The organism is Pseudoxanthomonas mexicana, from assembly GCF_001556105.1.
Taxonomy (GTDB): domain Bacteria; phylum Pseudomonadota; class Gammaproteobacteria; order Xanthomonadales; family Xanthomonadaceae; genus Pseudoxanthomonas_A; species Pseudoxanthomonas_A mexicana_A.
In genome coordinates this window covers 12,619-35,814 of sequence record NZ_LSIF01000106.1, presented here as the reverse complement: position 1 = coordinate 35,814, position 23,196 = coordinate 12,619, and the positions used below count along the sequence as shown (strand labels likewise).

At 66.0% G+C, this 23,196-nt stretch carries 17 protein-coding genes; 9 read left to right on the top strand and 8 right to left on the bottom strand.

The annotated features are described in order from the left end of the window. Positions 1 to 137: 137 nt before the first annotated feature. The 6 genes from AX730_RS17995 (at position 138) to AX730_RS17970 (ending at position 7,223) form a co-directional block, all read left to right on the top strand. The gene (locus AX730_RS17995) at positions 138 to 1,928 is read left to right on the top strand and encodes a phosphoenolpyruvate carboxykinase (GTP) (RefSeq protein ID WP_062358575.1); all 1,791 of its coding nucleotides are present in this window, start codon (positions 138 to 140) and stop codon (positions 1,926 to 1,928) included. 389 nt (positions 1,929 to 2,317) lie between these two features. Next, positions 2,318 to 2,896 (top strand): RNA polymerase sigma factor, encoded by a 579-nt coding sequence (locus tag AX730_RS17990; protein ID WP_232310295.1) that lies wholly within the window; start codon positions 2,318 to 2,320, stop codon positions 2,894 to 2,896. Then, positions 2,893 to 3,378 (top strand): hypothetical protein, encoded by a 486-nt coding sequence (locus tag AX730_RS17985; RefSeq protein WP_062358573.1) that lies wholly within the window; start codon positions 2,893 to 2,895, stop codon positions 3,376 to 3,378. The genes AX730_RS17990 and AX730_RS17985 overlap by 4 nt, the downstream gene beginning before the upstream one ends. A 10-nt stretch (positions 3,379 to 3,388) precedes the next feature. Continuing rightward, positions 3,389 to 4,285 (top strand): DUF4097 family beta strand repeat-containing protein, encoded by an 897-nt coding sequence (locus AX730_RS17980; RefSeq protein ID WP_062358572.1) that lies wholly within the window; start codon positions 3,389 to 3,391, stop codon positions 4,283 to 4,285. Between the two features lie 116 nt (positions 4,286 to 4,401). Then, positions 4,402 to 5,433, top strand: a complete 1,032-nt coding sequence (locus tag AX730_RS17975) for a hypothetical protein (RefSeq protein WP_198147247.1) — start codon at positions 4,402 to 4,404, stop codon at positions 5,431 to 5,433. A gap of 230 nt (positions 5,434 to 5,663) precedes the next feature. Further along, a complete protein-coding gene (locus AX730_RS17970) occupies positions 5,664 to 7,223 on the top strand; it encodes a tetratricopeptide repeat-containing sulfotransferase family protein (protein WP_198147246.1) in 1,560 nt (519 codons plus the stop codon). Here AX730_RS17970 and AX730_RS17965 read toward each other — a convergent pair whose 3' ends face one another. The 5 genes from AX730_RS17965 to hslO all read right to left on the bottom strand — a co-directional run bounded on the left by AX730_RS17965 (position 7,224) and on the right by hslO (position 16,415). Continuing rightward, positions 7,224 to 7,889, bottom strand: coding sequence for a TIGR02466 family protein (locus AX730_RS17965; RefSeq protein WP_062358569.1), 666 nt, complete (start codon positions 7,887 to 7,889; stop codon positions 7,224 to 7,226). Positions 7,890 to 7,964: 75 nt separating this feature from the next. Beyond that, the gene (locus AX730_RS17960; protein ID WP_062358568.1) at positions 7,965 to 10,832 is read right to left on the bottom strand and encodes a TonB-dependent receptor; all 2,868 of its coding nucleotides are present in this window, start codon (positions 10,830 to 10,832) and stop codon (positions 7,965 to 7,967) included. Positions 10,833 to 11,233: 401 nt separating this feature from the next. Continuing rightward, positions 11,234 to 14,263: a TonB-dependent receptor plug domain-containing protein gene (locus AX730_RS17955; RefSeq protein WP_062358567.1), complete on the bottom strand. Its 3,030-nt coding sequence runs from the start codon at positions 14,261 to 14,263 to the stop codon at positions 11,234 to 11,236. 276 nt (positions 14,264 to 14,539) lie between these two features. Further along, positions 14,540 to 15,370, bottom strand: coding sequence for an XOO1806 family protein (locus AX730_RS17950; RefSeq protein ID WP_198147248.1), 831 nt, complete (start codon positions 15,368 to 15,370; stop codon positions 14,540 to 14,542). 148 nt (positions 15,371 to 15,518) lie between these two features. Continuing rightward, positions 15,519 to 16,415 carry an Hsp33 family molecular chaperone HslO gene (gene hslO, locus AX730_RS17945; protein WP_062358566.1) on the bottom strand — a complete coding sequence of 299 codons (897 nt, stop codon included), beginning with the start codon at positions 16,413 to 16,415 and terminating at the stop codon, positions 15,519 to 15,521. A 123-nt stretch (positions 16,416 to 16,538) separates the two neighbouring features. Here hslO and mtgA point away from each other — a divergent pair, with 123 nt between their 5' ends. From mtgA to AX730_RS17930, 3 genes are read left to right on the top strand one after another with little or no spacing between them, the layout of a single operon-like run. Then, entirely contained in the window at positions 16,539 to 17,312 is a 774-nt protein-coding gene (mtgA, locus tag AX730_RS17940; protein WP_062358565.1) for a monofunctional biosynthetic peptidoglycan transglycosylase, read from the top strand. Continuing rightward, the gene (locus AX730_RS17935; RefSeq protein ID WP_062358564.1) at positions 17,309 to 18,349 is read left to right on the top strand and encodes a glycosyltransferase family 2 protein; all 1,041 of its coding nucleotides are present in this window, start codon (positions 17,309 to 17,311) and stop codon (positions 18,347 to 18,349) included. The genes mtgA and AX730_RS17935 overlap by 4 nt, the downstream gene beginning before the upstream one ends. Continuing rightward, positions 18,309 to 18,737, top strand: coding sequence for a CBS domain-containing protein (locus tag AX730_RS17930; protein WP_062358563.1), 429 nt, complete (start codon positions 18,309 to 18,311; stop codon positions 18,735 to 18,737). The genes AX730_RS17935 and AX730_RS17930 overlap by 41 nt, the downstream gene beginning before the upstream one ends. A gap of 6 nt (positions 18,738 to 18,743) precedes the next feature. On the opposite strand, the gene AX730_RS17925 is transcribed toward AX730_RS17930, so the two are convergent. From AX730_RS17925 to AX730_RS17915, 3 genes are all read right to left on the bottom strand, one after another. Continuing rightward, a complete protein-coding gene (locus tag AX730_RS17925) occupies positions 18,744 to 20,693 on the bottom strand; it encodes an AsmA family protein (protein WP_062358562.1) in 1,950 nt (649 codons plus the stop codon). A gap of 86 nt (positions 20,694 to 20,779) precedes the next feature. Further along, a complete protein-coding gene (trhA, locus tag AX730_RS17920) occupies positions 20,780 to 21,472 on the bottom strand; it encodes a PAQR family membrane homeostasis protein TrhA (protein WP_062358561.1) in 693 nt (230 codons plus the stop codon). A gap of 89 nt (positions 21,473 to 21,561) precedes the next feature. After that, on the bottom strand, positions 21,562 to 23,175 hold the full coding sequence (locus AX730_RS17915) for a peptide chain release factor 3 (protein ID WP_062358560.1): 1,614 nt from the start codon (positions 23,173 to 23,175) through the stop codon (positions 21,562 to 21,564). Between the last annotated feature and the right edge of the window lie 21 nt (positions 23,176 to 23,196).

The window sequence follows — 23,196 nt, the reverse complement described above, 5'->3', positions numbered from 1 at the left end:
ACCCTTCCCCCCGCGAGCGCGGGGAGAGGGGGCTATCCCAGCCCCCACGCTGACCGCCAGCCGACCCCGGACGCGTTCTCCTCGTCTGCAGGACAAGACATTGGTATCATTTTGGTCTGACTTTTCGAGGGCGAGGCATGAGCGCAGCGGTCGATGTTTTCAAACGCAACGATTTTCCGGGCAGTTCGCTGGATGCATTGAATGCCTGGGTTGCGGAGGTCGCCGCGCTCACCCGGCCCGATCACGTCCACTGGTGCGACGGCAGCGATGCCGAGCACGCACTGCTGACGAAGCAGATGCTGGCCGACGGCACGCTGCTGCCGCTGAATCCCGAAACCCACCCGCACAGCTGGCTGCACCGCTCCAGCCCGAGCGACGTGGCGCGCGTCGAGCACCTCACCTTCGTCTGCACGCCGCAGCAGGAAGACGCCGGCCCCAACAACCACTGGATGGCCCCGGCCGAGGCGCACGCGAAGATGGACGCGCTGTTCGCCGGCTGCATGCGCGGACGCACCCTGTACGTCATTCCCTACTGCATGGGCCCGATCGATTCGCCGCTGTCGCGCTGCGGCGTGGAGATCACCGATTCGCCGTACGTGGTGGCGAACATGCGCATCATGACCCGCATGGGCGCGCCGGCCCTCGCACGCATCGAGCGCGAAGGCACCTTCGTGAAGGGCCTGCACTCCACCGGCGAGCTGGACCCCGACCGCCGTTTCATCATGCATTTCCCCGACGAGCTGACCATCAAGAGCTTCGGCTCCGGCTACGGCGGCAACGCGCTGCTCGGCAAGAAGTGCCATGCGCTGCGCATCGCCTCGCACCAGGCGCGTAGCGAAGGCTGGCTGGCCGAGCACATGCTGATCGTCGGCATCGAGAACCCGCAGGGCGAGACGCACTACATCGCCGCCGCGTTCCCGTCCGCCTGCGGCAAGACCAACCTGGCCATGCTGATTCCGCCGGAAGGCTATCGCCAGGCTGGCTGGAAGGTGTGGACCGTCGGCGACGACATCTGCTGGATGCGCCCGGGCGCCGACGGCCGCCTGTACGCGATCAATCCGGAAGCCGGCTTCTTCGGCGTGGCGCCGGGCACCTCGGACAGTTCCAACCCCAACGCGCTGGCCACCATCAGCCACCACACCATCTTCACCAATGTCGCCGTCACCGACGAGCAGGAACCCTGGTGGGAAGGCCTGGACACGCGCACGCCGTCGCTGGACTGGCAGGGCCGTCCGTACGACGCCGCCAACGGCCCGGCCGCGCATCCGAACTCGCGCTTCACCGTCTCCGCCAGGCAGTGCCCCAGCTACTCCGCCAAGGCGGAAGACCCGCAGGGCGTGCCGATCAGCGCCATCGTCTTCGGCGGCCGCCGCGCCTCGCTGGTGCCGCTGGTGTTCGAAGCGCGCGACTGGACGCACGGCGTGCTGGTCGGCGCGGCGATGGGCTCGGAAACCACCGCCGCCGCGACGGGCGCGGTCGGTGTGATGCGCCGTGACCCGATGGCGATGAAGCCGTTCTGCGGCTACAACTTCGCCGACTACTTCGCGCACTGGCTGTCGTTCGACGGCGCCAACGCGAAGCTGCCGAACATCTTCCACGTGAACTGGTTCCGCAAGGGCGGCGACGGGAAGTTCCTGTGGCCCGGCTTCGGCGAGAACCTGCGCGTGCTGGAGTGGATGATCCGGCGCGTCGAAGGCAAGGCCGGCGCGGTGGAGACCCCAATCGGCCACCTGCCGCGCGCCGAAGACCTCAACCTGGACGGCGTGGCGCTGAGCGATGAAGCGCACGAGCTGCTGTTCGGTTTCGACCGCGCCGGCTGGCAGGCCGAGTTCGCCAGCATCGGCGACTACCTGGAGGAATTCGGCGCCCGTACCCCGCAGGCGCTGAAGGACGAACAGCAACGCATCGCCACCCGCCTGGCGCACTGATTCCCCGCCTCGCGCACTCCTTTCCTGCGCAAGCCCCGCTGCGTCCACCCCGGAGGCGGCGGGGCTTTTTCTTTGGGCGGGTGGCGCTGCTCCCTTCTCCCCTTGCGGGAGAAGGTGCCCGCAGGGCGGAAGAGGGGGCGACGGCGCATATGTCAGGGGTACGTCCGCAGGTCGTCGACCATCGATGATGTGGATCTTGTCCTGGCGCGCATGCCCCCGGACGCCGTTCGCCCCTCACCCGCCTTCGGCACCCTCTCCCCGTTGCACGGGGAGAGGGGATCCGTGCATGGAGAGGGTTTTGCGGTGGAGTGAACCAGCGTAGGCAAAAAGATCTGGGGCCTCTAAACCCCTGCGCACCCGGCCGCATCGTAGTCAGTATGCTGAATGCCGTGATCGACCCTTTCTCCGACAGCCTCGCCCCCGAGGACGCCGCCGCCCAGGACACCGCCCTGGCGCGTTCGGCCGCCGGTGGCGACATGCGGGCCTTCGAGGCGCTGTACCGGCGCCATGCCGGCCGCATCCATGGCGTCATCCAGCGCCTGGTGGGCCAGCACGGCGTGCGGGCGGAGGACCTGACGCAGGAGGCGTTCGTGCGGGCCTGGCAGGCACTGCCGGCCTTCCGCTTCGAAAGCGCCTTCAGTACCTGGTTGCACCGCCTGGCGGTGAACACCGCGCTGATGGAACTGCGTGGCCGTCGCAACGGACCTCGCTTCGATGATGACGAGGATGCGCTGGACGGGCTGGGCCTGGCCGACAGCGCAGGGCAGGGCACGGCCCTGTCGATGGATCTGGAACGCGCGGTGGCCACGTTGCCGCCTCGCGCCCGCGCCGTGCTGGTCCTGTACGACGTGGAAGGCTGGAAGCACGAAGAGATCGCCGCCGAACTGGGCATGGCGGTCGGCAGTTCGAAGGCCCAGTTGCACCGCGCGCGGCATTTGCTGCGCGAGCGTTTAGGAGCACACGCATGACCCCACACGATCCCACCCCCCTGTCCGATGACGCGCTGCGCTGGCAGTTGCGTGCCTTGCGTCAGGACACACCGCCCTCCCGCGACCTGTGGCCCGACATCGCCGCGAAGCTGGCGGCGGCGCCTGCGCCGTCCGTCGCATCGGCGCGTCGTCCCCGTCGCGTCGCGCCCTTTGCCTTGGCGGCCTCGGTGCTGCTGGCCGTCACGGTGACCTGGCAGCTCCAGCGCGCGCCCGACGGCGATGCGCTGATCCAGCGCGAGGCCGCGGCGATGACGCGCGATTACACCGGTGCCCTGGCGCAGATGGATACGCAGGCCAAGGCGTCGCCCGATTACGCCCCGGCGCTGCACGCGCTGGACCAGAGCGCGGCCGAAATCCGCCACGCCATCGCCACCGATCCCAACGCCCGCTTCCTGCTGGAGCAGCTGCGCCGCACCTACGCCCGACGCCTGGTACTGACCCAGCGCGCGGTCATGACCTGAGGAGTTCCCCATGCGTACGTCTTCCTTCGTCCTGTTGCTGGCCACCGCACTGCTGGCATCCAGCGCGCTCGCGCAGAGCGCCATCGACGAAACCCGCCCGCTCGACGCGCGTGGGCGCGTCGACATCAGCAACATCAAGGGCCGCATCGAGGTGCGCGGCTGGGAGCGCAACGAGGTGCAGGTGACCGGCACGCTGGGGAAGGGCGTGGAACGCCTGGAGATCCACGGCTCGCGCGACCAGATCAACATCGAGGTGCGCTATCCCAAGAACAGTGGCTGGGGCGGCAACAAGACCGGCCCCACCGACCTGGTGGTGATGGTGCCGGTGCGCGCGGACGTGGACATCGAGTCGGTCGCTGCCGACGTGCATGTCAACGGCGTGGCATCCGGCGAACTGTCGATCAGCAGCGTCAGTGGCAGCGTGTTCGCGGCCGCCGCACCGCGCAAGGCGGAGGTGGAAACGGTGAGCGGCAACGCCACGTTGACGCTCAACAGCGAGGACGTGGATGTCAGTACGGTCAGCGGTTCGATCGTGCTGCGCGGTCGCTTGAGTGGCGATATCGAGGCCGAAACCGTCTCCGGCCGCATCGAGGTCGTCGTCAACGGCGAACGCGTTCGCGAACTCAGTGCCACCACGGTCAGCGGCCGCGCCGAAGTGAGCACCGCCTTGGCTCCGGCGGGCGAGATCAACATGGAGTCGGTGAGCGGCGACCTGCTGCTGCGCCTGCCCAGGGACGTATCCGCGCAGGTCGGCGGCGAGAGCTTCAGTGGCAGCCTCAAGGCCAGCGGCGTGACCATCGAGAAGCGCCGTGGCCCTGGCGCCAGCTTCTCCACCACCTACGGCAGCGGCAGTGGCCGTGTCAGCCTGGAGACGTTCTCGGGCAGCGCGGAAGTGCGGCTGGAGTGACGCGACGTCGGGACACGCGAATCGCCAGGAATGCGACCGGCGTCCTGGCGGCATCACCGCTTCGTGCACGCGCGCATCTCCGCTAGGATGGCGATCCCTTCGAGTCGCCCGCCGTGATGGCATCCCCCCCTGCTTCCGTGCTGGACATGCTTGCGCCCGTCGATCCCGATGATGCGGCGTGGCTGCCTTTCGACGTGGATCTGGCAGGCGGGCGCATGCAGTGGTTGCGCTGCGATGAAGCCTTGATACAGGCAAGCGTTTTCCTGGACCCGAGGATGCCGGCGGAGGGAAGGCCGCAGGCACTGACGCCGCTGGCGCCACTGGCATGCCTGCCGCCATCGGGGCACCGGCCGGCATGGTTGTGGCACACCTCCTTCTGCGGTTCGACCCTGCTTGCCCGCCTGCTGCATCTTCCTCCCTACAGCGTGGCGTTGCGCGAACCACTGGTGCTGCGCAGGCTGTCGGATTTCGCGGACGGCGGCCAAGAAGTGTCGCGGTGGTTGCCGCCCGTCATCCGCTTGCTGTCGCGCCCATGGCGTCCCGATGGTCGTGTCGTCCTGAAGCCGACGCATGCGGCATTGAACATCGCCCGCCAGGCGATGGACGCCGTTCCCGACGCGAACGCGGTGTTGCTGACGTCGCGGCTTGAAGACTTTCTCGTATCGCACCTCAAGAAGACCGAAGAGACGCTGTCGAAGGTGCCGCTGCTCGTCCAGCGTGCGCTGCGGGCAGGGACGCTTGCCGCACGCCTTCCGCCGGAGGCGCTGCAGCCGCCGTCGATCCTGGCCGCCGCGGCGTTGCAGTGGGCGGCGCAGCGCGAACTGGTCGCCGACCTGCGCACGACCTGCGGCGATCGCCTGCAGGTGCTGGAGTGGTCGTGCCTGAGTGCGGAGATCGAAGATGGCACGGTATCGACGGCGGCCTTCCTCGGCTTGACGTTGCCCGAAGACGCCTTGCGCATGCATGTCCGCGTCCTCGCCGGATCGCATTCGAAGGCCACCAGTCGGCCCTACGACGCCCGGATGCGCGACCAGGAGCATGCCCTGTTGCGCAGCACCTATCGCAACGAAGTGACGCAGGCCTTGCGCTGGGCGGCGCAGTACGTACTGCCCGCGTTGCAGGCAGGCGCACTGCTGGCCGACGAGTAAGGCGGCGCCGGCAAGCGTGCTCCATGCCCACAGGATCCTGTCCGGTGCGGCGTCCGCCCCGCGCGCTGGCGCGGCAGAGAGGCGAGGGCAGCATGTCCATGCGGGGGTGTGCCTGCCATGGATCGCACCCCTTACACTAGCGACGTCTCCAGCCCCGCCGTCATCACGACGAGGGGATCGGTGCACGCAATCGATCAACTGAACAGGTGTGGGCGGGAATGACGGGGACGGTGAGCGCAGACAAACTGTGGATGCAGGGTGAAACCGCGACGGACCGCAAGCAATGGTCGGTGGCGGAAGCGGCATACCTCGGCGCCTTGAAGCTTGATCCCCGCCACGTGCCGTCGCTGATCGGCCTGTCCACGCTGTATTCGCGTGAAGGGAAGCACGTGCTTGCGCATGAGGTGCTGATGCGGGGCGCGAGTATCCCGTCCGTGCATCCGGGCATCACGTACGGTGTCGCGCAGCGGCTGCGCTTCTTCAACGAGTTCGACGCGTTGGAGCGTTGCCTGGCGGACACCCGGTTCGCCGAGTCGGCGCCGCCGCATGTCCTCGCGAGGGCCGTGGTGATGCTGGGCTCCATCGGCGCCCATGAGGCGGCCGTCCGGCTTGCGGAACGCACGGTGCAGCGCGACCCCAACTGCGCCCCCGCACTGTATGTCCGCGGAAACCTGCACCTGTTTTCCGGCGAACCCGACATGGCCGAACTGCGCTACGAGCAGTCGCTGAAGGCCGATCCCCGGCTCTACCAGAATGCCTGGATGCTGGCGAGCGTCCGCACCCAGACGCCGGAATCGAATCACGTGGACCGCTTGCGTCGGCAGCTCGCCGAGGCCACGCCCGGCAAGGAAGGCGAGGTCTATCTGGGTTTCGGACTCCACAAGGAGCTCCATGACATCGGCGATCATGCGGGCGCGTGGTCGGCACTGCAGCGCGGGTGCCGCGTCAAACGTACGCATGTGGAGTATTCGCCCGCAGAGGATGCATCGCTGGTGGATGACGCCATCGCCACGTTCGATGCCGCATTCCTGCGCAGCGAGGTCGCTGTCGAGCAACCCGCGGTACCGATCTTCATCCTCGGCATGCATCGTTCGGGCACCACGCTGCTGGAGCGCATGCTGTCAGGCCACTCCAACGTTGCCGATGCCGGAGAAACGGGTGCCTTCGATGCACAGGTCCGGCTCGCGGCGGATCATCATTACGCCAACCGCTGGGATGCCCATGTCCTGGCCAAGCTGCCCGGCATGGACATGGAAGGCATCGCGCGAGGGTATGCCGAGTCGGCGCGCTGGCTGAGCCGGGGCAAGCCCTTCTTCACCGAGAAGCTGCCCATGAATTTCTGGAACATCGGGTTGATCGCCAAGGCGCTGCCCCAGGCCAGGATCATCAACCTGGTGCGCGACCCGATGGATACCTGTTTCTCCAACCTGCGCACGCTGTTCGCCGGCGTGGCGACCTACTCCTACGACCAGGCTGAGCTCGCGCATTTCTACCTGCAGTACCGTCGCCTGATGCAGCATTGGCTCGATGTGTTGCCTGGGCGCATCCTGCAGGTGAACTACGACGAACTGGTCTCCGCGCCGGACGCGGTCGGTCAGCGCGTGGCGGAGTACTGCGGCTTGAGCTACCAGGCGTCGATCGCGGATGTGTCGCGCAGCGGCGGGCGTGTGGCGACCGCAAGCGCGGCGTTGGCGCGGCAGGGCATCCGGCGCGATCGCGGCATGGTGTGGCGCCACTATGAAGCCCAGTTGCAGCCGCTACGGGTGGGGTTGTCCCCGCTGCAATCCTGATCAGCCGGCGCGCTTGCTGCCGAACCAGCAGTTGAAGGCCACCGTGATGCGTGGCGATTCGCCGTGATAAGGCAAGACCTCGTGTTGCAGCCAGGAAGGAAACAGCACGAGCTGTCCGGGCTGCAGCGCGAAGGACCAGCTGCCATGATGGTAAGGCGGCTTGAAGTGCGCGTTGCCCGGATCCATGAAGTAGTTGCTGTAGCCATGGGGATTATGGAATCGCAGCACGCCCGATTCCGGCCTGTCGGGCACCGGATCCCCCGGACTGACGCAGTACACGCCCGACCATGACGCCATCGGGTGCGAATGCATGATGGTGAGCCCGCCTTGCCGGGTCACGTGGAACCACGTGTGCGAGAAGATTTCCAATCGCTGGAGGTCCTCCTTCGCGTAGCCGTTCGCCTGCTGGATCACATCGCCCAGCATCGCCCAGCAGAACGCACGGAGTTGCTTGATGCAGGGTTCGGGCCAGGCGAAGAGGTCGAACTCGCTTTCGAAGACGCCTGGTTGCTGCTTCAGGGAAGGATTGGCGTTGCGATAACGCCCCTGCGGGTCCGCCTCGCGCGCAAGCAACAGCGCTTCCAGCTCACGGTTCAGTGCATCCGCATCCGGCATGAGGCTTTGGCCGACGGGTACCGCGAAGATGGAAGCAAGTTGCACGGACATGGCGGATCACCTCGGTGAGACGTGCAGAAAAAACTACGGCCCCGAAGGGCCGTAGTCTGTTGCGCTTGGACCAGATCAGAACTTCTGGTTGTACTGCATGTAGAAGAAACGGCCGTTGATGCGGTACGACGGGTCAAACGAGTTGGCGAACGTCGAATACGAGGTCGGCGGGGTCTTGTCGAACGCGTTGTTCACGCCGAGCGTGATCTTGGCATTCCACGGTGCCTTCCAGTAGGCGCTGATGTCGTGGTACGTCGCGCCGCCGATCGTGTTCTTCGAGCCGGCCTGGACCACATCCACGCCACCGTCTTCGCCAGGGCCGAGGATGGCGTCGCTGCACAGCTCGCCGAACCCGTAGTCGTTGTAGTAGAGCGGGCACTGCTCTTCCTGGCGGGAGTAGAAGCGCCCGCTGTACGTGGCACCCCAGTCCCCGAGTTCCCAACGGGCCAGCAGGTTGGAGCGGATGCGCCAGCGGTTGGCGCCGTCGACATACTCGCCAACCCGGTTGTCACCATCGCGGTCTTCTTCGTAGCTGGAGTAGTACGAGTTGTCCAGGTTGAAGGAGAAGGAACCCCACTGGGTGTTAGGCAGGCGGTAGTTGAACGTCAGGTCGTAGCCTTCGGCTTCGATCTGGGCCGAGTTCAGGCCGGACGACAGCAGCGTGTCGATGGCGCCACTGGCATTGCGGTTGTACAGCGAGCACGCCTGCGCATTGCCGTCTTCGATGCAAGCATCGAGGATGAACTGGCCGGAACGGGTGATGACGCCGTTCTTGATGGCGATGTTCCACCAGTCCAGCGACACGTCGAAGCCGGAGATGAAGGACGGGCTCCACACCAGGCCCAATGTCTTGCTGGTCGAGGTTTCCGGCTGCAGGTTGGGGTTGCCGCCCACGCTGATGCGGATCTGCGAGTTGCCCTGGTCATAGCCGCCGACCGGCACGCCTTGTGCATGGCAGCGCGCGCGCTGGTCTGCGGTCAGGACGTTGTAGCCACCGCCGAACGTGGTGGAGCAAGGATCAGCGATCGGAGCGAACGAGTCGGCCACGCCGGCGTACAGTTCGGCGATCGACGGAGCGCGGAAGCCTTCGGCCCAGCTGCCGCGGACCATCAGGTCTTCGATCGGCTTCCACTTGAAGCCGAACTTGCTGTTCAGGGTGTTGCCGAACGTGTCGTAGTCCGAGAAACGGGAGGCGATGCTCAGTTCCAGTTCCTTGGCCAGGAACACATCACGCAGCAGCGGCGCTGAGAGTTCCAGGTAGACCTCGCTCAGCGAGTACTTGCCGGAGGTAGCCGTGCGCGCATTGCCCGTGGTGTTGCCCGAATTGATCAGGGCATCCGGAGAGTCGTAGCCGGATTCGCTGCGGCGTTCCACGCCGGCCGCGAATGCCAGCATGCCACCCGGCAGTTCGACGATTTCGCCGGACAGGTTGGCGAACCACTGCTTCATCGTGTACTGGTACTCGTCGTGCGCCACGAAGGTCGAGTAGGCCAGCATTTCCGGCGTGATCGAGCCCACGCCACCCAGCAGGTTCAGCGGAACGCAGCCGTCGAGCACGTTGCCGGCGGTACCGCAGCGTGCAACACCGTTGCCATCGCGGAACGACGGACCCAGCGCGTTGCGCAGGGCCAGGATGTTGAACAGGCCGTCGGTGGTGTCGTTCTGGTCGTTGCGGCCGTAGCTGTAGCCCACGTCCCACGCGAAGTAACGGTCTGCGAGCTCGAAGTTGCCTTCCAGTGCGCCCACGAAGCCGAACGTGTCGACGTTCTGGCGGAAGCTGCGGCCACCGGTCTCGACAGCGCGACGCTGGATGCGCGACACCGTCTGGCCGAACGGGTTGTAGATGCTGTTCGGGCTGATGGACAGCGTGCGAGCCTGCACGCCGGCGCCAGGGCCGGTGCCCAGCACGATGGGCATCGCAGCCAGCAGCTGCTCGGACTTGCGGTTGTTGTAGGTGCCGGTGGTGGTGAAGCGCACGTTATCGGTGATGTCGAACGAGGCCTGGCCGAAGATCGACTTGCGCTCCTGCGGCGTCACCAGATAGTTGTCCGGCGCATAGTTGTAGATGTCATTTACGCCTGCACCCCACGGGCGCCACTGCGCCGGGGTCTGGCCTTCGTTGTAGCCGAACTGGCCAGCCGTGCCGTTCGGACGGGTTTCACCGACCGAGCAGGTCCCCGGGGTGAAGGCGCCGGAGCAGAGTGCGAAGCGACCGTTCGGGCTCGTGCTGCTGCCGCGGGCGAGGCCCGTACCGAAGACCGGTACCGCGGAGATCTCGCGATCGCCCGCCATGACCGGATTTTCTTTCACGTACGACGCACCGAACATCGAGCTGAAGCGCTCGCCCGAGCTGCCGATGGTGATGTCGTAGGATTCACGCGTACCGTCGCCCTGCCGGAACTGGCCGTAGTACGCGTTCGCTTCCGCGCCGTCGAAATCGGTACGCAGGATAACGTTGACCACGCCCGCGATGGCGTCGGAACCGTAGATGGCCGAGGCGCCATCCTTCAGCACTTCGATGCGTTCGACGGCAGCGGTCGGAATCGTGTTCAGGTCGGTGGCGCCGCCCAGACCGGTACCGGCCACCCAGCGGCGCCCGTTGACCAGCACCAGCGTGCGCTGCGCGCCCAGGTTACGCAGGGAGACTCGCGTCTCGCCGTTGCCGCCATTGTTGTAGTTGGTGTTGAGCGCCGTACCGTTCGAGGTCAGGTTCTGGATGACGTCGCCGATGGAGGTCAAACCCTGCGCCTGGATGTCCTCACGGCTCAGGCTGAATACCGGCTGGGACGTTTCCACGTCGGTGCGCTTGATGCGCGAACCGGTCACCTCGACCTTGTCGAGGGTGGTCGTGGCTTCCTGGGCGAACGCGGCGCCCGTCGTGGATGCGCTGACGACGAGCGCGAGGCTGATCGCGTCGCGCAGCTTGCTGGTTTTGCACTTCATTCTCTCTCTCTCCAAAGTGAGGTCGGTAGAGCCCTGGGATTCCCGGAGGGCAGGCCAAGCTGGCCGCCAAAGCGCCGGGGTGGCCCGATCATAGTCGGCCCACTCCAAGAATTAAAGTGTTGTTAAGTCGATGAAACTCGGCAAAGGGAAGGGCCGGGTCGGGCAAGGTGCGACGGGTAGGTGATTTCGCACCTGAACAGGGATTCTATTCAGGCGCCGCGCGCCCGTGCGCACCGTTGCGGGGAGTTTGATGTCCTCTTCGGCACGGTTTCGGCTCACATCCTGTGACGGGTAGCCGGGGTGGGAGGTCCCCGGTGGGCGAAGGCCAGCCCGGGGATCGGGCCAAAAAAACACGGCCCCTTGCGGGGCCGTGCCGGTCTTGCTCGAACCAGGGAGCTCTATCAGAACTTCTGGGTGTACTTCATGTAGACGAAGCGGCCGATGTCGAAGTTGCCGTAGTACGACACGTTGGCGCTCGGCTGGGTGTACATCACCGGGCCAACCTTCTCGAACACGTTGTTGGCGCCAATCGAGATCGTCGCGTTCCACGGCGCATCCCACCGGACCTGCACGTCGTTGAACGTGTTGGAACCGACGCGGTTGCGACGCGAGATCGCGCTGTCGGGAGTGCCATCCGGACGGATGACGCCCGTCGGCGCGTAGACGATCTCGTTGCATTCCAGGTTGGCAGCGGTCGAGCCCGTGGTGAAGTAGGTGCAGCCTTCCTTCATCGACGAGTAATAGCGTGCCGTCCAACTGACACCCCATGCGCCCATCTGCCAGTTCACACCGAGGTTGGAGCGGATGCGGAACGCACTGGTGAAGCCAACGCCGGACGTGGCGTAGGTCGGATCGTTGGTGCTGACGAAGTAATCCTTCGCGGTGTACGTGGTGTTGGACGACACATTGAAGTTGCCGAAGTTCTCCGTCGACCAGCGGTACGCCACGTCGAAGTCAAACCCTTCCACCTTGCGGAAGCCCGCGTTGCGGTTGCCGAAGGAGAGGAAGTTGACGTAACCCAGTGCGGCATCGCGGGTGAACAGCGTCGGCGAGCAGCGGCTGGTGATGCCCTGGATGAAGCAGTCGTTGAGCATCTGCGTCGGGGAATCGGTCACGATCGTGTCGCCGATGCGGATCTTCCACCAGTCCAGCGAGATGTTCAGGCCTTCGATGAAGCTCGGGCTCCACACGGCGCCAAGGGTCTGGGACTTCGAGAGTTCCGGGGTCAGCAGCGGATTGGAGCCGGACGTGAAGGCTATCGGGGTTTGCGTATTCGGCGAACCGGCCGGTACCAGGCCCTGTCCCAACTGGCGGAACGTGTTGGCCACCGCGCCCATTGCCGCGACGCAGTTCGCGCGGGTCGTGGCGTTGCTGGCGGAGCTGCCGAAGTTGGTGTCGCAGGGATCGGTGAAGAACGAGAACGTCTGCGAGCCACCACCGTACAGGTCCGAAATCGTCGGCGCACGGAAACCATCCGCGTATGTGGCGCGCAGCATCAGCGAGTCGATCGGCTTCCACTTCATGCCGAACTTGTTGTTGACCGTGCTGCCGAAGGTGTCGTAATCCGAGTAACGGCTGGCGACGTTCAAGCTCAGCTCGCGCGCGAACGGCAGGTCGGCCAGGATCGGAACCTGCAGCTCCAGATAGACTTCGTTGACGGTGTACTTGCCACCGGTCGGGCCAGCCGACAGGTTGGTGGAGCCACCGGTCTGTGCCAGCGCATCGGGAACGAACGTACCTTCCTCCTTGCGGTTTTCCACACCCAGCGCGAAGCCGAGGTCACCCGCCGGCAGCGCCACGATGGTGCCAGCCAAGTTGGCGGCCAGGACGGTGGTCTTGGTCTCGCCGGTGGAATGCTCTTCCTGGAACAGGTAGTTCTGCAGCGCCTGATTGTTGGTCAGGCTGCCCTGTCCCGACGAACCGTACGGCAGCAGCGGGTTCCACGCCACGCAACCTGCGATCGGCGAGGCTGCGGTGCCGCAACGGACCTGGCCGCTGGCGGCATCGAGGTAGGACGGGCCCACCGCGCGCGCGACGTTGGCCAGGTTGAGGTTGCCGTACGCCTTCTGGACCTGGGTGTTCTTGTTGCTCAGGTACGACACGTCCCAGTCGAACAAGCGATCCGCCAGCTCGAAGCTGCCTTCGAACGCGCCGGAGAACCGGTACGTGGTCAGGTCGCTCGTGCTGACGCGCGGCACTTCCCACGTACGGCGCCACCACGTGGTGATCGGTGCGCCGATCGGATTGAAATAGCTGGTGGCAGCCAGCGGCACGCCCGTGCCGCCGTTGCTGGAGCCGAACGACGCAGCCTGCATCGGATAGCCGGCCACGGTGCGGTCGGTAACGCGGTTGGCGTAAAGCAGGTTGGTGCGGAAACGGATGTTGTCGGTGATGTCGAACACGCCGTCCACGTACAGGCCCTTGCGCTCGACGGGCGTGCGCAGGTCGGTCTGCATGTTGGTGTTGCTCTTGTGCAGCGTGCTGCCCGGCGTACAGCCGGCCGCCGTGCAGCTGCCGACATTGATGTCCTGACGGATGTAATCCGCCGCGTTGCGCGGGTCGCCGCCGTCGCGCAGCACGATGCGTGTCGAGGGATTGGTGGTGGTGCCGGAGGGCGCGGTGAAGGTCACATTCGGGTAGCGTGCGCGGTTCGCCCACGTTTCCGTGAAGCCACCCACCTGGCCTGCGGTGGTCCACTGGTCGGTGGGGTGGTTGCTGGAGCGCGGGAAGGCGCTGTAAGGACGATCAGAGGCCTTGACTACGTCCTCTTCACCCCACTCGGCGGCAACGGTCAGCGAGCCACGGTCACCCGTGAAGCCCATGACGAAGTCGCCCTTCTTGATCGCGCCATCGCCTTCGCCGTATTGGCCGTAGTACGCACTGGCAGCGGCACCTTCATAGTTGCTGCGGGTGATGATGTTGATCACGCCGGCGATGGCGTCAGAGCCGTAGGTCGACGAGGCGCCGTCCTTCAGGACTTCAATGCGCTCAACCGCGACAGCCGGAATCAGCGACACGTCGGCAAAGCCGCTGGTCGAAATGCCAAGGCGCTTGCCGTTGACCAGCACCAAGGTGCGCTGCGCCCCCAGGTTGCGCATGCTGATGTACGTACCACCGGCGATTTCACCCGCCGACAGCGGCGAGGCACGGCTGATGCTGGGCGGACCCATGGCCGAGATGTTCTGCAGGATGTCGGCGACCGACTGAAAGCCCTGCTTTTCGATGTCTGCGCGGCTCAGGGTGAAGACGGGCTGCGCAGTCTCGGTATCCACCTGGCGGATGCGGGTGCCGGTGACTTCGATGCGGTCCAGCGTCGTCGCTTCGCCCTGAGCGGCCTGGGCAAGTGCGGAGCCCGTGCCAATCGCCGATACGGCACCCGCCGCGAGCGCGAACGAAATCGCCTCACGGAGCTTCGTGGTTTTGCGGTTCATTTTCTCTCTCTCCCGTTAAGGGGTATCCCAAGGTGTCCCTCGATGCAGTCAAAAAGGTGACCACGAAACGAGGGGGTGACCGGATACTAGTCGGCTTTTAACGAGAATTAAACCCGCGTGAAGACAGGAGGAAAGAAGATGTAAGGTTAGTTACGTAAATGTGATGCTGTACGCACATCAGTCGACCATGAACGCTTGCGTGACGTCGGATCGCAAACCTTACGTAGAAGGCGCGGCTACTCCATCAGCAGCATGCGGGTGGGCCCGCGCAGTGTTTTAGAGGTCCTGCTCGTACCGCACGTAAGGCACGGTGCCCTCGTCGGCGTTTTCGTTGTTCAACGAAAAGGGATTCTTGCCCCGAGTGATGACGTTCTCGGCGCCGACGGTGAGCTGTCCGCTCCACGGAGTGCGCCAGGTAAAGCCTAGGCCCAAGCCCTCGAACTTGCCGGGCTGGCCTGGGACATCAATCACTCGTCCGACGATATTGGCGCTGAAGGGGCCGTATCCACCGCCGACCGTCAGGCTGCGACTGTTCCAGCGGTCTGCCAGAGCAGGCAGATCGGAGGCGGGGATCAAGGTGGCCTTGGCTACGGCACCGCCAATGGACACGAAGCCTTCGCGCCCAATGTTCTTGTGGCCGAAGACGGCCAAGTCGTTCTGCTCGACGCGGGCGGTACCGCGACCGGAGGACAACCAGTTCGGCAGCGTATCGCGGCCGGTGCCAGCGGAGAGGCCGAGTCTGCCGCCTGGGCGGCTGAGGACGGCGGAGGCGCTGAGGCGCTGACTCGCGTTGTCGTCATCGTCGCCCAAGGTTGCCAGCATGCAATGGCTCGCCAGGTTGCCGATATTGCCGACGACGCCAGCCCTGCGGTTGCAGACCAGGCCCAGCGCGTCGCCGCTGTCCAGACCGAATGCAGTCGTCAGGGAGTTGCGGCCGAGACGCCAGCGGGCACCCGCTTCGGCCTGGCCGGTGGGTTCCAGCAGCAGCACCGCCTCGACCTTGCCGTCGTTGTTCCAGATCGGCAGGGCGGTGGGTTGGGGATCAGAGGCGGGCTTGCGCGTGCTCTTCTGCGCATGCGCATCCGTCGCCACGCCGAGGGCGAGCAACAGGGCAAGCGACAGTGGAAGGCTACGCAGATTCATGGCTCGCTTCAGACTCCTGGGTAGACCCGGAGTTCCCCTCCCGAAGGGGAACCGATGCTATGCCGTTTATGTTTCTTTAACAAGTCCCCGAGACACCCGGCCGACGATCGGACTACTGCAGACGGCTGGGCGCCTCCACGTCGACCAGCGGCAGGCTGAAAAGTTCCGCGATCTGGGGCGGGGTGAACCGGTACTCCTGCCCACAGAACTCGCAACGGACTTCAGCTATCCCATCGGCCAGCGCGGCCGTTGCCTCTTCTTCCCCCAGCGACTGCAGCATGCTCGCAACCCGCTCGCGCGAACAAGAGCAGCCGAAGCGAATTGGGCGCTGGGTCAGGATTTGCAGCGACTCCTCGTGGAACAGCCGGTGCAGGAGATCGGGGATGTCGGTGGCCAGCAGTTCTGCCTCGCCAAGGGTGTCGAACAGGGCGCCGGCCCGGTTCCAGCCGTCGTCGTCGCCTTCGTCGCCGGGCAGCTTCTGCAGCATCACGCCGCACGCGCGCACCCTGTCTGCGGACAGCAGCAAGCGGGTGGGCAGCTGTTCGGACTGGCGGAAGTAGTCCTCGAACGCCTCCGCCAGGCGGCTCGCCTCCAGGCCGACCAGGCTCTGGTACCGCTGCGGCTCGCGCGGGTCCAGCCCCGGGTTCTCGATGGTGATGGCCAGCAGGGCGTCGTCGCCCAGGTCGCGCAGGTCGCGCGGCGCGTCCTGGTCCTGAGCCACCTGCGCGATACCGCGCACGGTGCCGGCCGCCGTGCATTCGGCGAACAGGCTGCGCAGGCTGCCCTGGCTGCGTAACTGGATCGACAGCCGGCCGTCCACCTTGGTGTGGCCGGTGAACAGCACGGCCGCCACGCTGGCTTCCCCCAGCAGTTCGCGCGCTGCCGGTGGATACTCGGCGCGGCCCGCCACCGTCTGCCACGTGTCCTCCAGCCGTACAGCCACGCCGCGGACGCCGGCGGCGGGAAGCAGGAAGCGGGTCAAGGTGTCAGTGGCGGGGGGGGCGGTCATGGAAATCCGGGCAGGGAATGCGGGGTGGGCGGACGTCTCGGCATAATGCCGCTGATCCGACAGTCCTAAGGGAAACATCACGATGGGGACGACCCACACCATCCGCAAGCTCCGGCAGGTCCGATGAGCGCAGTGCCGGTTGCAAAGGCGTCGCGGGGGCGCCGCTGGTTCCGCTGGTTGCTCGCGCTGCCGTTCCTGTTCGCCGCCGCCAGCATCGTGCAGGTCGTCGCGCTGCGTTTCGTGGACCCGCCGTTCACGGCCTTCATGGCGGCGCGCGTGGTCGAGGCGTGGGGGAAGGGAGAGTTCGGCTTCCGGCTGGCGTACGAATGGCGCGACCTGGACCGCATGGCGGCGAGCCTGCCGTTGTCGATGGTCGCCGCGGAGGACCAGAATTTCGCGAGTCATCGTGGTTTTGACCTGACGGCAATCGAGAAGGCGCGCGTGCACAACCGCAAGATGGTCGAGCGCGCCGAGAAGCGCGGCCGGCCGGTGACGCGTCTTCGCGGTGCCAGCACCATCAGCCAGCAGGTCGCGAAGAACCTGTTCCTCTGGCAGGGCAGCAACCGCGTCACGCGTTGGGCGCGCAAGGGGCTGGAGGCCTGGTACACCGTGCTGATCGAGGCGTTGTGGCCGAAGACGCGCATCCTGGAGGTCTACGCGAACGTCGCCGAGTTCGGCGACGGGGTGTATGGCGGGCAAGCGGCGGCGCGACGCTACTGGGGGAAGGATGCCGCGGGCCTTACCGCCAACGAGAGCGCACGTCTTGCCGCGGTGCTGCCGTCGCCGCGGCGATACAGCGCGCATCGGCCGGGGCCTTATGTGCAGCGCCGCGCCACGAGTATCCAGCGGCAGGTCCGGCAGATCGGTGGCGCCGCGTACCTCGAGACACTGCAATGAGCAATGATGGACCCTGGCAGATCACCGTGGTGGTGGCCGCCTACAACGAAGCGCAATCGTTGCCGCTGCTGCACCCGCGCGTCATGGCGGCGCTGGATGCGCTGGAAGGCGTCCATGGCCGCATCCTGTATGTCGACGACGGCAGCCGCGACGCCACCTGGGCGGTGATGCGGGCGTTCGCGGCGGATGATCCGCGCGTGTCGGTGCTGCGATTGTCGCGGAACTTCGGCAAGGAGGCGGCGCTCACCGCAGGCCTGGACCGCGTCGAGACCGGCGCGGCGTTGATCCTGGATGCCGACGGGCAGGATCCGCCGGAGCTGATCGGCGACTTCGTGCGCGAGTGGCAGGCGGGCTACGACAACGTGCACGGCACACGCATCGCGCGCGATGGCGAGGGCTGGTTGAAGCGCGCCACCGCGCATGCGTTCTATCGCGTGATCGGGCAGTTGTCGAAGACGCCGATCCCGGCCGACACCGGCGATTTCCGCCTGCTGTCGCCGCGTTCGCTGGCCGCACTGCGCGAACTGCGCGAACGCCACCGTTTCATGAAGGGCCTGTTCGGCTGGGTGGGCTTCAACCAGAAGGCGCTGCCCTACCATCGCGAGGCGCGGGTGGCGGGCAGCAGCAGCTTCGGCTTCTGGAAGCTGTGGAACTTCGCCATCGAGGGCATCACCAGTTTCACGACCGCACCGCTGCGGGTGGCTACCTATCTGGGTGTGATGACCGCGCTGCTGGCCTTCGCCTTCGCGATCTATATCGTGGGCAAAGCCGTGCTGTTCGGCGATCCGGTAGCCGGCTGGCCGACGATGATGACGGTGATCCTGTTCCTCGGCGGCGTCCAGTTGGTGGCACTGGGCCTGATCGGCGAATATCTCGGGCGCCTGTACGAGGAATCCAAGCAGCGGCCCCTGTATCTGGTGGACGCGTGGCAACCCGCGTCGGCAGGCGTATCCTTGGCCGGGCCAGATCGACCCGCTCCCCATTCCGGAGATCGCCATGCGCACGGTTCGTCAGTTGCTGGGGGCCAAAGCCCCTGAAGTCTTCGCGGTGTCGCCCGATGCGTCCGTGCTCGATGCCATCAGGCTGATGGCGGAGAAAGGCGTCGGCGCGGTGCTCGCGATGCAGGGACCGCGACTGTGCGGCATCGTGTCCGAGCGCGACTACGCACGCAAGGTCGTGCTGCAGGGCCGCTCGTCATCCAATACGCCGGTGCGCGACATCATGACGTCGAAGGTGGTCACCGTGCGCCCGGACGACAGCGTCGATCATTGCATGCAGGTCGTCACCGAGCACCGCATCCGTCACCTGCCGGTGGCCGACGGCGATAACATCGTCGGTGTCATTTCGATTGGTGACCTGGTCAAGGCGGTCATCGAGGACCAGAAGGTCGAACTGGACCAGCTGCAGCGCTATATCGCCAGCTGAGTCGCCTTACTTCGCGTACTGCCCGCCGCAGGCGCTGTCCTCGCCGGGCCCGACCTCGATCGTGGCCAGCAGGGCGGCCGGCGGCGTGATGGTGCCGAGTGCCACGGCCACCGCGCCGCGCAGGCCCAGTCGCTTGAAGTCGGGACGGAACGAGGGATCCTTGAACGTGCCACCGACGACCAGTGGCGAGCGCAAGGCCAGGATGCTGCGGTCCTTCGGGCGCGGCCGCATCTCCAGATCCAGCGTCTCGTCCTTCAGGCTGATCTGGCCCTTGCCGACGATGATGGTGTCGGCCGTGTCGAAGCCGAGGGTGCGCGTCTGCATCACGCCGTCCTTCACCGCGAAGTCGCCGAATGCGCAGCGTACGGGCACGGTCTTGTCCTTGGTGATCAGGAATTTCAGTGCTTCGGCGATATCCAGGCCGGCGAGTTCCATCAGCAGGTTGCTGATCTGGCCGCGGCCCATGCCCATCGCGATATCGCCATCGGCCGTAGCCAGGATGCCGGCAATGGAATTGCCGGTGCCGGCGAGCGTCATGTCGCCGCCGATGCGGCCGATCGCGCTTTTGGTGAGTTCGGCCTGCGGGAACAGCTCGCCCAGGTCGAGCCCGCGCACGGCGATCTTCGCCTGCGTGCGGATCGTCTCGCTGCGCGCGTCCATCCGGATCTGCGAACGGATGTCGCCTTGCGCGACGCCGAAGTTCAGTGGTTCCAGGCGCAGCAAGCCCGCGTCCAGCAGCAGGTGCGCATCCATGTCGTCGATCGGCAGGCTGGGCGCGTTGATGCGATGCGCCTTCCAGCGCACGTCGGCGTCCATTGCACGCAGTTTGGTCAGGTTGTACGGCGCATCCGGCAGCAGGCGTGCATCTGCGGCCAGTGCCGCCGCTTCCGCGCGCTGTTCGGCATTGCTGGCTTCGCTGCCACCGGTCTTCGGTGGTGCGCCGACGAACCCGGCGAGGTCATCGAAATCCAGGCGCTTCGAAACGAGATTCGCTTTGAGCAACGGACGCTCGCGGCCCACGGTCACCGCGGCCGAGCCGCCCAGGTCACTGTCGCCGACGACGCCAGCGAAATCGTTGTAGTGCCACGTAGTGCCGTCGCGGGTGAAGCGGCCGTCCAGCCGGTAAGGCGGTGTCGGCGGCGTGGCCACGCCGATCAGCGGGAAGAGGTCTTCCAGATTCTGGCCGGCGAGCATCAAGCGCAGATCGAAGTCGCGCAGGCGGAACGGATCGAGCAACGTGCCGCGCGCATGGGCACGGGTCGGTCCTGCGGTCGCTCGCAGATCGATGCGGTAAGGCTTGTCGGTATCGCGCAGCGCGAGCGGCGACGCGACCTGGCCGGCCAGCGTGAAACGGTTGCCCGCCCAGCGGCCCTTGCCGTCGACGTTGACCGCCGATGGCTGATCGGGTGTGGGCGCTTTCGTGCTGTCCAGCATGACGTCGACATCGGTCTTCGCCTTCGGATCGAGGAACAGCAGCCGGCCGTTGTCGATCCGGAGGTCGCGGAACGTCATCCGGCTTTCGCCACTCGTGTCGCCGAACACCCAATTGCCCGTGCCATCGGGACCGCTTTCCAACCGCAGCTGCGGGCGCGTCAGGTGGATGTGCGGAATACGCGTCTCGCGCTTGAAGATCAGCGGAAACACCTCCACGCTCAGTTCCGCGCGGTCCGCCGCCGCCATCGTCGGCACCTTGGACCACGTCGCGTTGCCGAAGGTCAGCGCGTCGCCGCGTACCGTTGTCACCCGGCCCAGGTCGACATCCAGATCGCCGGCGATATGGAAGCTGCGACCGGTCTGCCGTTCGACGACCCACTCGATGGGCCGCCGCAGCCAGTTCCATTCGAACAGGATCAGCACCACCACTATCACGGCCGCCAGCACGCCGAGGACGATCGCGCCGGTGCGCGAGAGCGGGCGCAGGGCGAAACGACGATGTGGGGGGCGCGCAGCGTTCATGGCCCCATGGTTGGGGACCGCGTGTTCACGTACCGCGAAACGCGGCGTGGTGGTTCATGTGCGGGACACGAACGTCGATGCGCGCTTCACGCCAGGCGGGGCAACAGCACCTGCTGGGTGACGGCGACGAAATGGCAGACGCTGCCGGCGATGACGAACAGGTGCCAGATCGCGTGCGAGTAGCGGATCGATTCGCGGTGGTAGAAGAAGGTGCCCAACGTATAGAACAGGCCGCCGGCCAGCAGCCAGCCCAGCGTCCACGGATCGACCGAGGTCAGGAGCGGCTTGATCGCCACGACTACCAGCCACCCCATCGCGATGTAGATGAGCGTCGACAGCAGCTTGAAGCGCCCGGTGTAGAACAGTTTGAAGATCACGCCCGCGATGGCGATCGTCCAGATCGCGATGAACAGGCCCCAGCCCCACGGCCCGCGCAGGCCGATCAGGGTGAACGGCGTATAGGTGCCGGCGATCAACAGGTAGATGGCGCAGTGGTCGAACACCTTCAGTCGGCCCTTGGCCACGGGGTGCTGGATGGCGTGGTACAGCGTCGACGCGGTGTAGAGCAGCAGCAGGGTGACGCCGAACACGATGGAGGCGCCGAGCTGCCAGCCGTCGCCGTGGATGGCGGCAAGGGTGATCAGCACCGCGCCGCCGGCCAGTGCGAGCACGGCGCCCAGTCCGTGCGTCAGCGCGCTGGCGAGTTCGTCGCGCAGGTCGACCAGGTGGTCGGCCCGTTTACGGGCCTCCAGGGCTTCGAAGGAGGTCGGTTCACTCATGTCGCCACGTTACCGCAATGCAACACGCGATGCATTGACCGTCCGGCGGCCAGTCAGTCGCCGGTAGACCCATCGCTGCCCCTGCACGTTCAGCCTAGGTCGACGCTGTGCGCGTGCTCGCGCGTGGCAAGGAACTGCACGTCCGGTGCGCGTTCCTTCGCCAGTTGCAGGTTCACCCGCGTCGGGGCGAGGTAGACCAGCTGCCCGGCGGCGTCCAGCGCCAGGTTCATCGCGTTCTTGTCGCGGAATTCCTCCAGCTTCTTCGCGTTGTCGCAGCGGATCCAGCGCGCCGTCGCCACGCTGACGTTCTCGAACGACGCATCCACGCCGTACTCGTCCTTCAGGCGGTACGCCACCACGTCGAACTGCAGCACGCCGACTGCGCCGAGGATCAGGTCGTTGCTCATCAGCGGGCGGAAGAACTGGGTCGCGCCTTCCTCGGATAGCTGGGCCAGGCCTTTCTGCAGCTGCTTGAGCTTGAGCGGGTCGCGCAGGCGCGCGCGGCGGAACAGTTCCGGCGCGAAGTTGGGAATGCCGGTGAACGACAGCGCCTCGCCCTCGGTGAAGGTGTCGCCGATGGAGATGGTGCCGTGGTTGTGGATGCCGATCACGTCACCGGGGAAGGCTTCTGCGGCGATCTCGCGGTCGCTGGCCATGAAGGTCAGCGCGTTCGCCAGTTTCATCTCCTTGCCGCTGCGCACGTGGAAGGTCTTCATGCCGGCCTCGAAACGGCCCGAGCACACGCGCATGAACGCCACGCGGTCGCGGTGCTGCGGGTCCATGTTGGCCTGGATCTTGAAGACGAAGCCGGTCAGCTTGTTCTCGTCCGGCTGCACCTGGCGGCCGGTGGTCTCGCGCGCCAGCGGCGACGGCGCGTGTTCGACGAAGAAGTCCAGCAGCGGCTGCACGCCGAAGTTGTTGACGCCCGAGCCGAAGAACACCGGCGTCTGCTTGCCGTCGAGGTAGGCCTGCTTGTCGAACGGATGGCTGGCGCCCTGCACCAGTTCCAGTTCATCGCGCAACGCAGACAGCATGTCGCTGCCGATGCGTGCTTCCAGCTGCGGGTCGTCCAGCGACGCGAAGATGGTGGAGTCCTGGCGGGTGAAGTTGCGGCCGGGTTCGTAGAGGTGCACTTCGCCGGTCAGCAGGTGGACGACGCCCTTCAGCCGCTGGCCCATGCCGATCGGCCAGGTCACGGGTGCGCACTGGATGCCGAGCACGCTCTCTACCTCGTCCAGCAGGTCGATCGGGTCCTTGCCCTCGCGGTCCAGCTTGTTGATGAAGGTCATGATCGGCGTGTCGCGCAGCCGGCAGACTTCCATCAGTTTGATCGTGCGCTCTTCCACGCCCTTGGCCACGTCGATGACCATCAATGCGCTGTCCACGGCGGTGAGCACGCGGTAGGTGTCCTCGCCGAAGTCGGCGTGGCCCGGCGTGTCGAGCAGGTTGATGATCTTGCCGTCGTACGGGAACTGCATGACCGACGAGGTGACCGAGATGCCGCGCTCCTTTTCCAGCGCCATCCAGTCGGACGTCGCATGGCGCGCGGCCTTGCGGCCCTTCACCGAGCCGGCCATCTGGATCGCGCCGCCGAACAGCAATAGCTTTTCGGTCAGCGTCGTCTTGCCGGCGTCGGGATGGGAAATGATGGCGAAGGTGCGGCGGCGCGTGGCTTCGTTGGCCACGGTGGAAGTATTGGACATGGGGCAGGCGCCCTGAGGGGC

Coding starts and splice junctions, on each gene's coding strand:
- AX730_RS17995 (WP_062358575.1), top strand. CDS start 138: ATGAGCGCAGCGGTCGATGTTTTCAAACGCAACGATTTTCCGGGCAGT.
- AX730_RS17985 (WP_062358573.1), top strand. CDS start 2,893: ATGACCCCACACGATCCCACCCCCCTGTCCGATGACGCGCTGCGCTGG.
- AX730_RS17980 (WP_062358572.1), top strand. CDS start 3,389: ATGCGTACGTCTTCCTTCGTCCTGTTGCTGGCCACCGCACTGCTGGCA.
- AX730_RS17975 (WP_198147247.1), top strand. CDS start 4,402: ATGGCATCCCCCCCTGCTTCCGTGCTGGACATGCTTGCGCCCGTCGAT.
- AX730_RS17965 (WP_062358569.1), bottom strand. CDS start 7,889: ATGTCCGTGCAACTTGCTTCCATCTTCGCGGTACCCGTCGGCCAAAGC.
- AX730_RS17960 (WP_062358568.1), bottom strand. CDS start 10,832: ATGAAGTGCAAAACCAGCAAGCTGCGCGACGCGATCAGCCTCGCGCTC.
- AX730_RS17955 (WP_062358567.1), bottom strand. CDS start 14,263: ATGAACCGCAAAACCACGAAGCTCCGTGAGGCGATTTCGTTCGCGCTC.
- hslO (WP_062358566.1), bottom strand. CDS start 16,415: ATGACCGCCCCCCCCGCCACTGACACCTTGACCCGCTTCCTGCTTCCC.
- mtgA (WP_062358565.1), top strand. CDS start 16,539: ATGAGCGCAGTGCCGGTTGCAAAGGCGTCGCGGGGGCGCCGCTGGTTC.
- AX730_RS17935 (WP_062358564.1), top strand. CDS start 17,309: ATGAGCAATGATGGACCCTGGCAGATCACCGTGGTGGTGGCCGCCTAC.
- AX730_RS17930 (WP_062358563.1), top strand. CDS start 18,309: ATGCGCACGGTTCGTCAGTTGCTGGGGGCCAAAGCCCCTGAAGTCTTC.
- AX730_RS17925 (WP_062358562.1), bottom strand. CDS start 20,693: ATGAACGCTGCGCGCCCCCCACATCGTCGTTTCGCCCTGCGCCCGCTC.
- trhA (WP_062358561.1), bottom strand. CDS start 21,472: ATGAGTGAACCGACCTCCTTCGAAGCCCTGGAGGCCCGTAAACGGGCC.
- AX730_RS17915 (WP_062358560.1), bottom strand. CDS start 23,175: ATGTCCAATACTTCCACCGTGGCCAACGAAGCCACGCGCCGCCGCACC.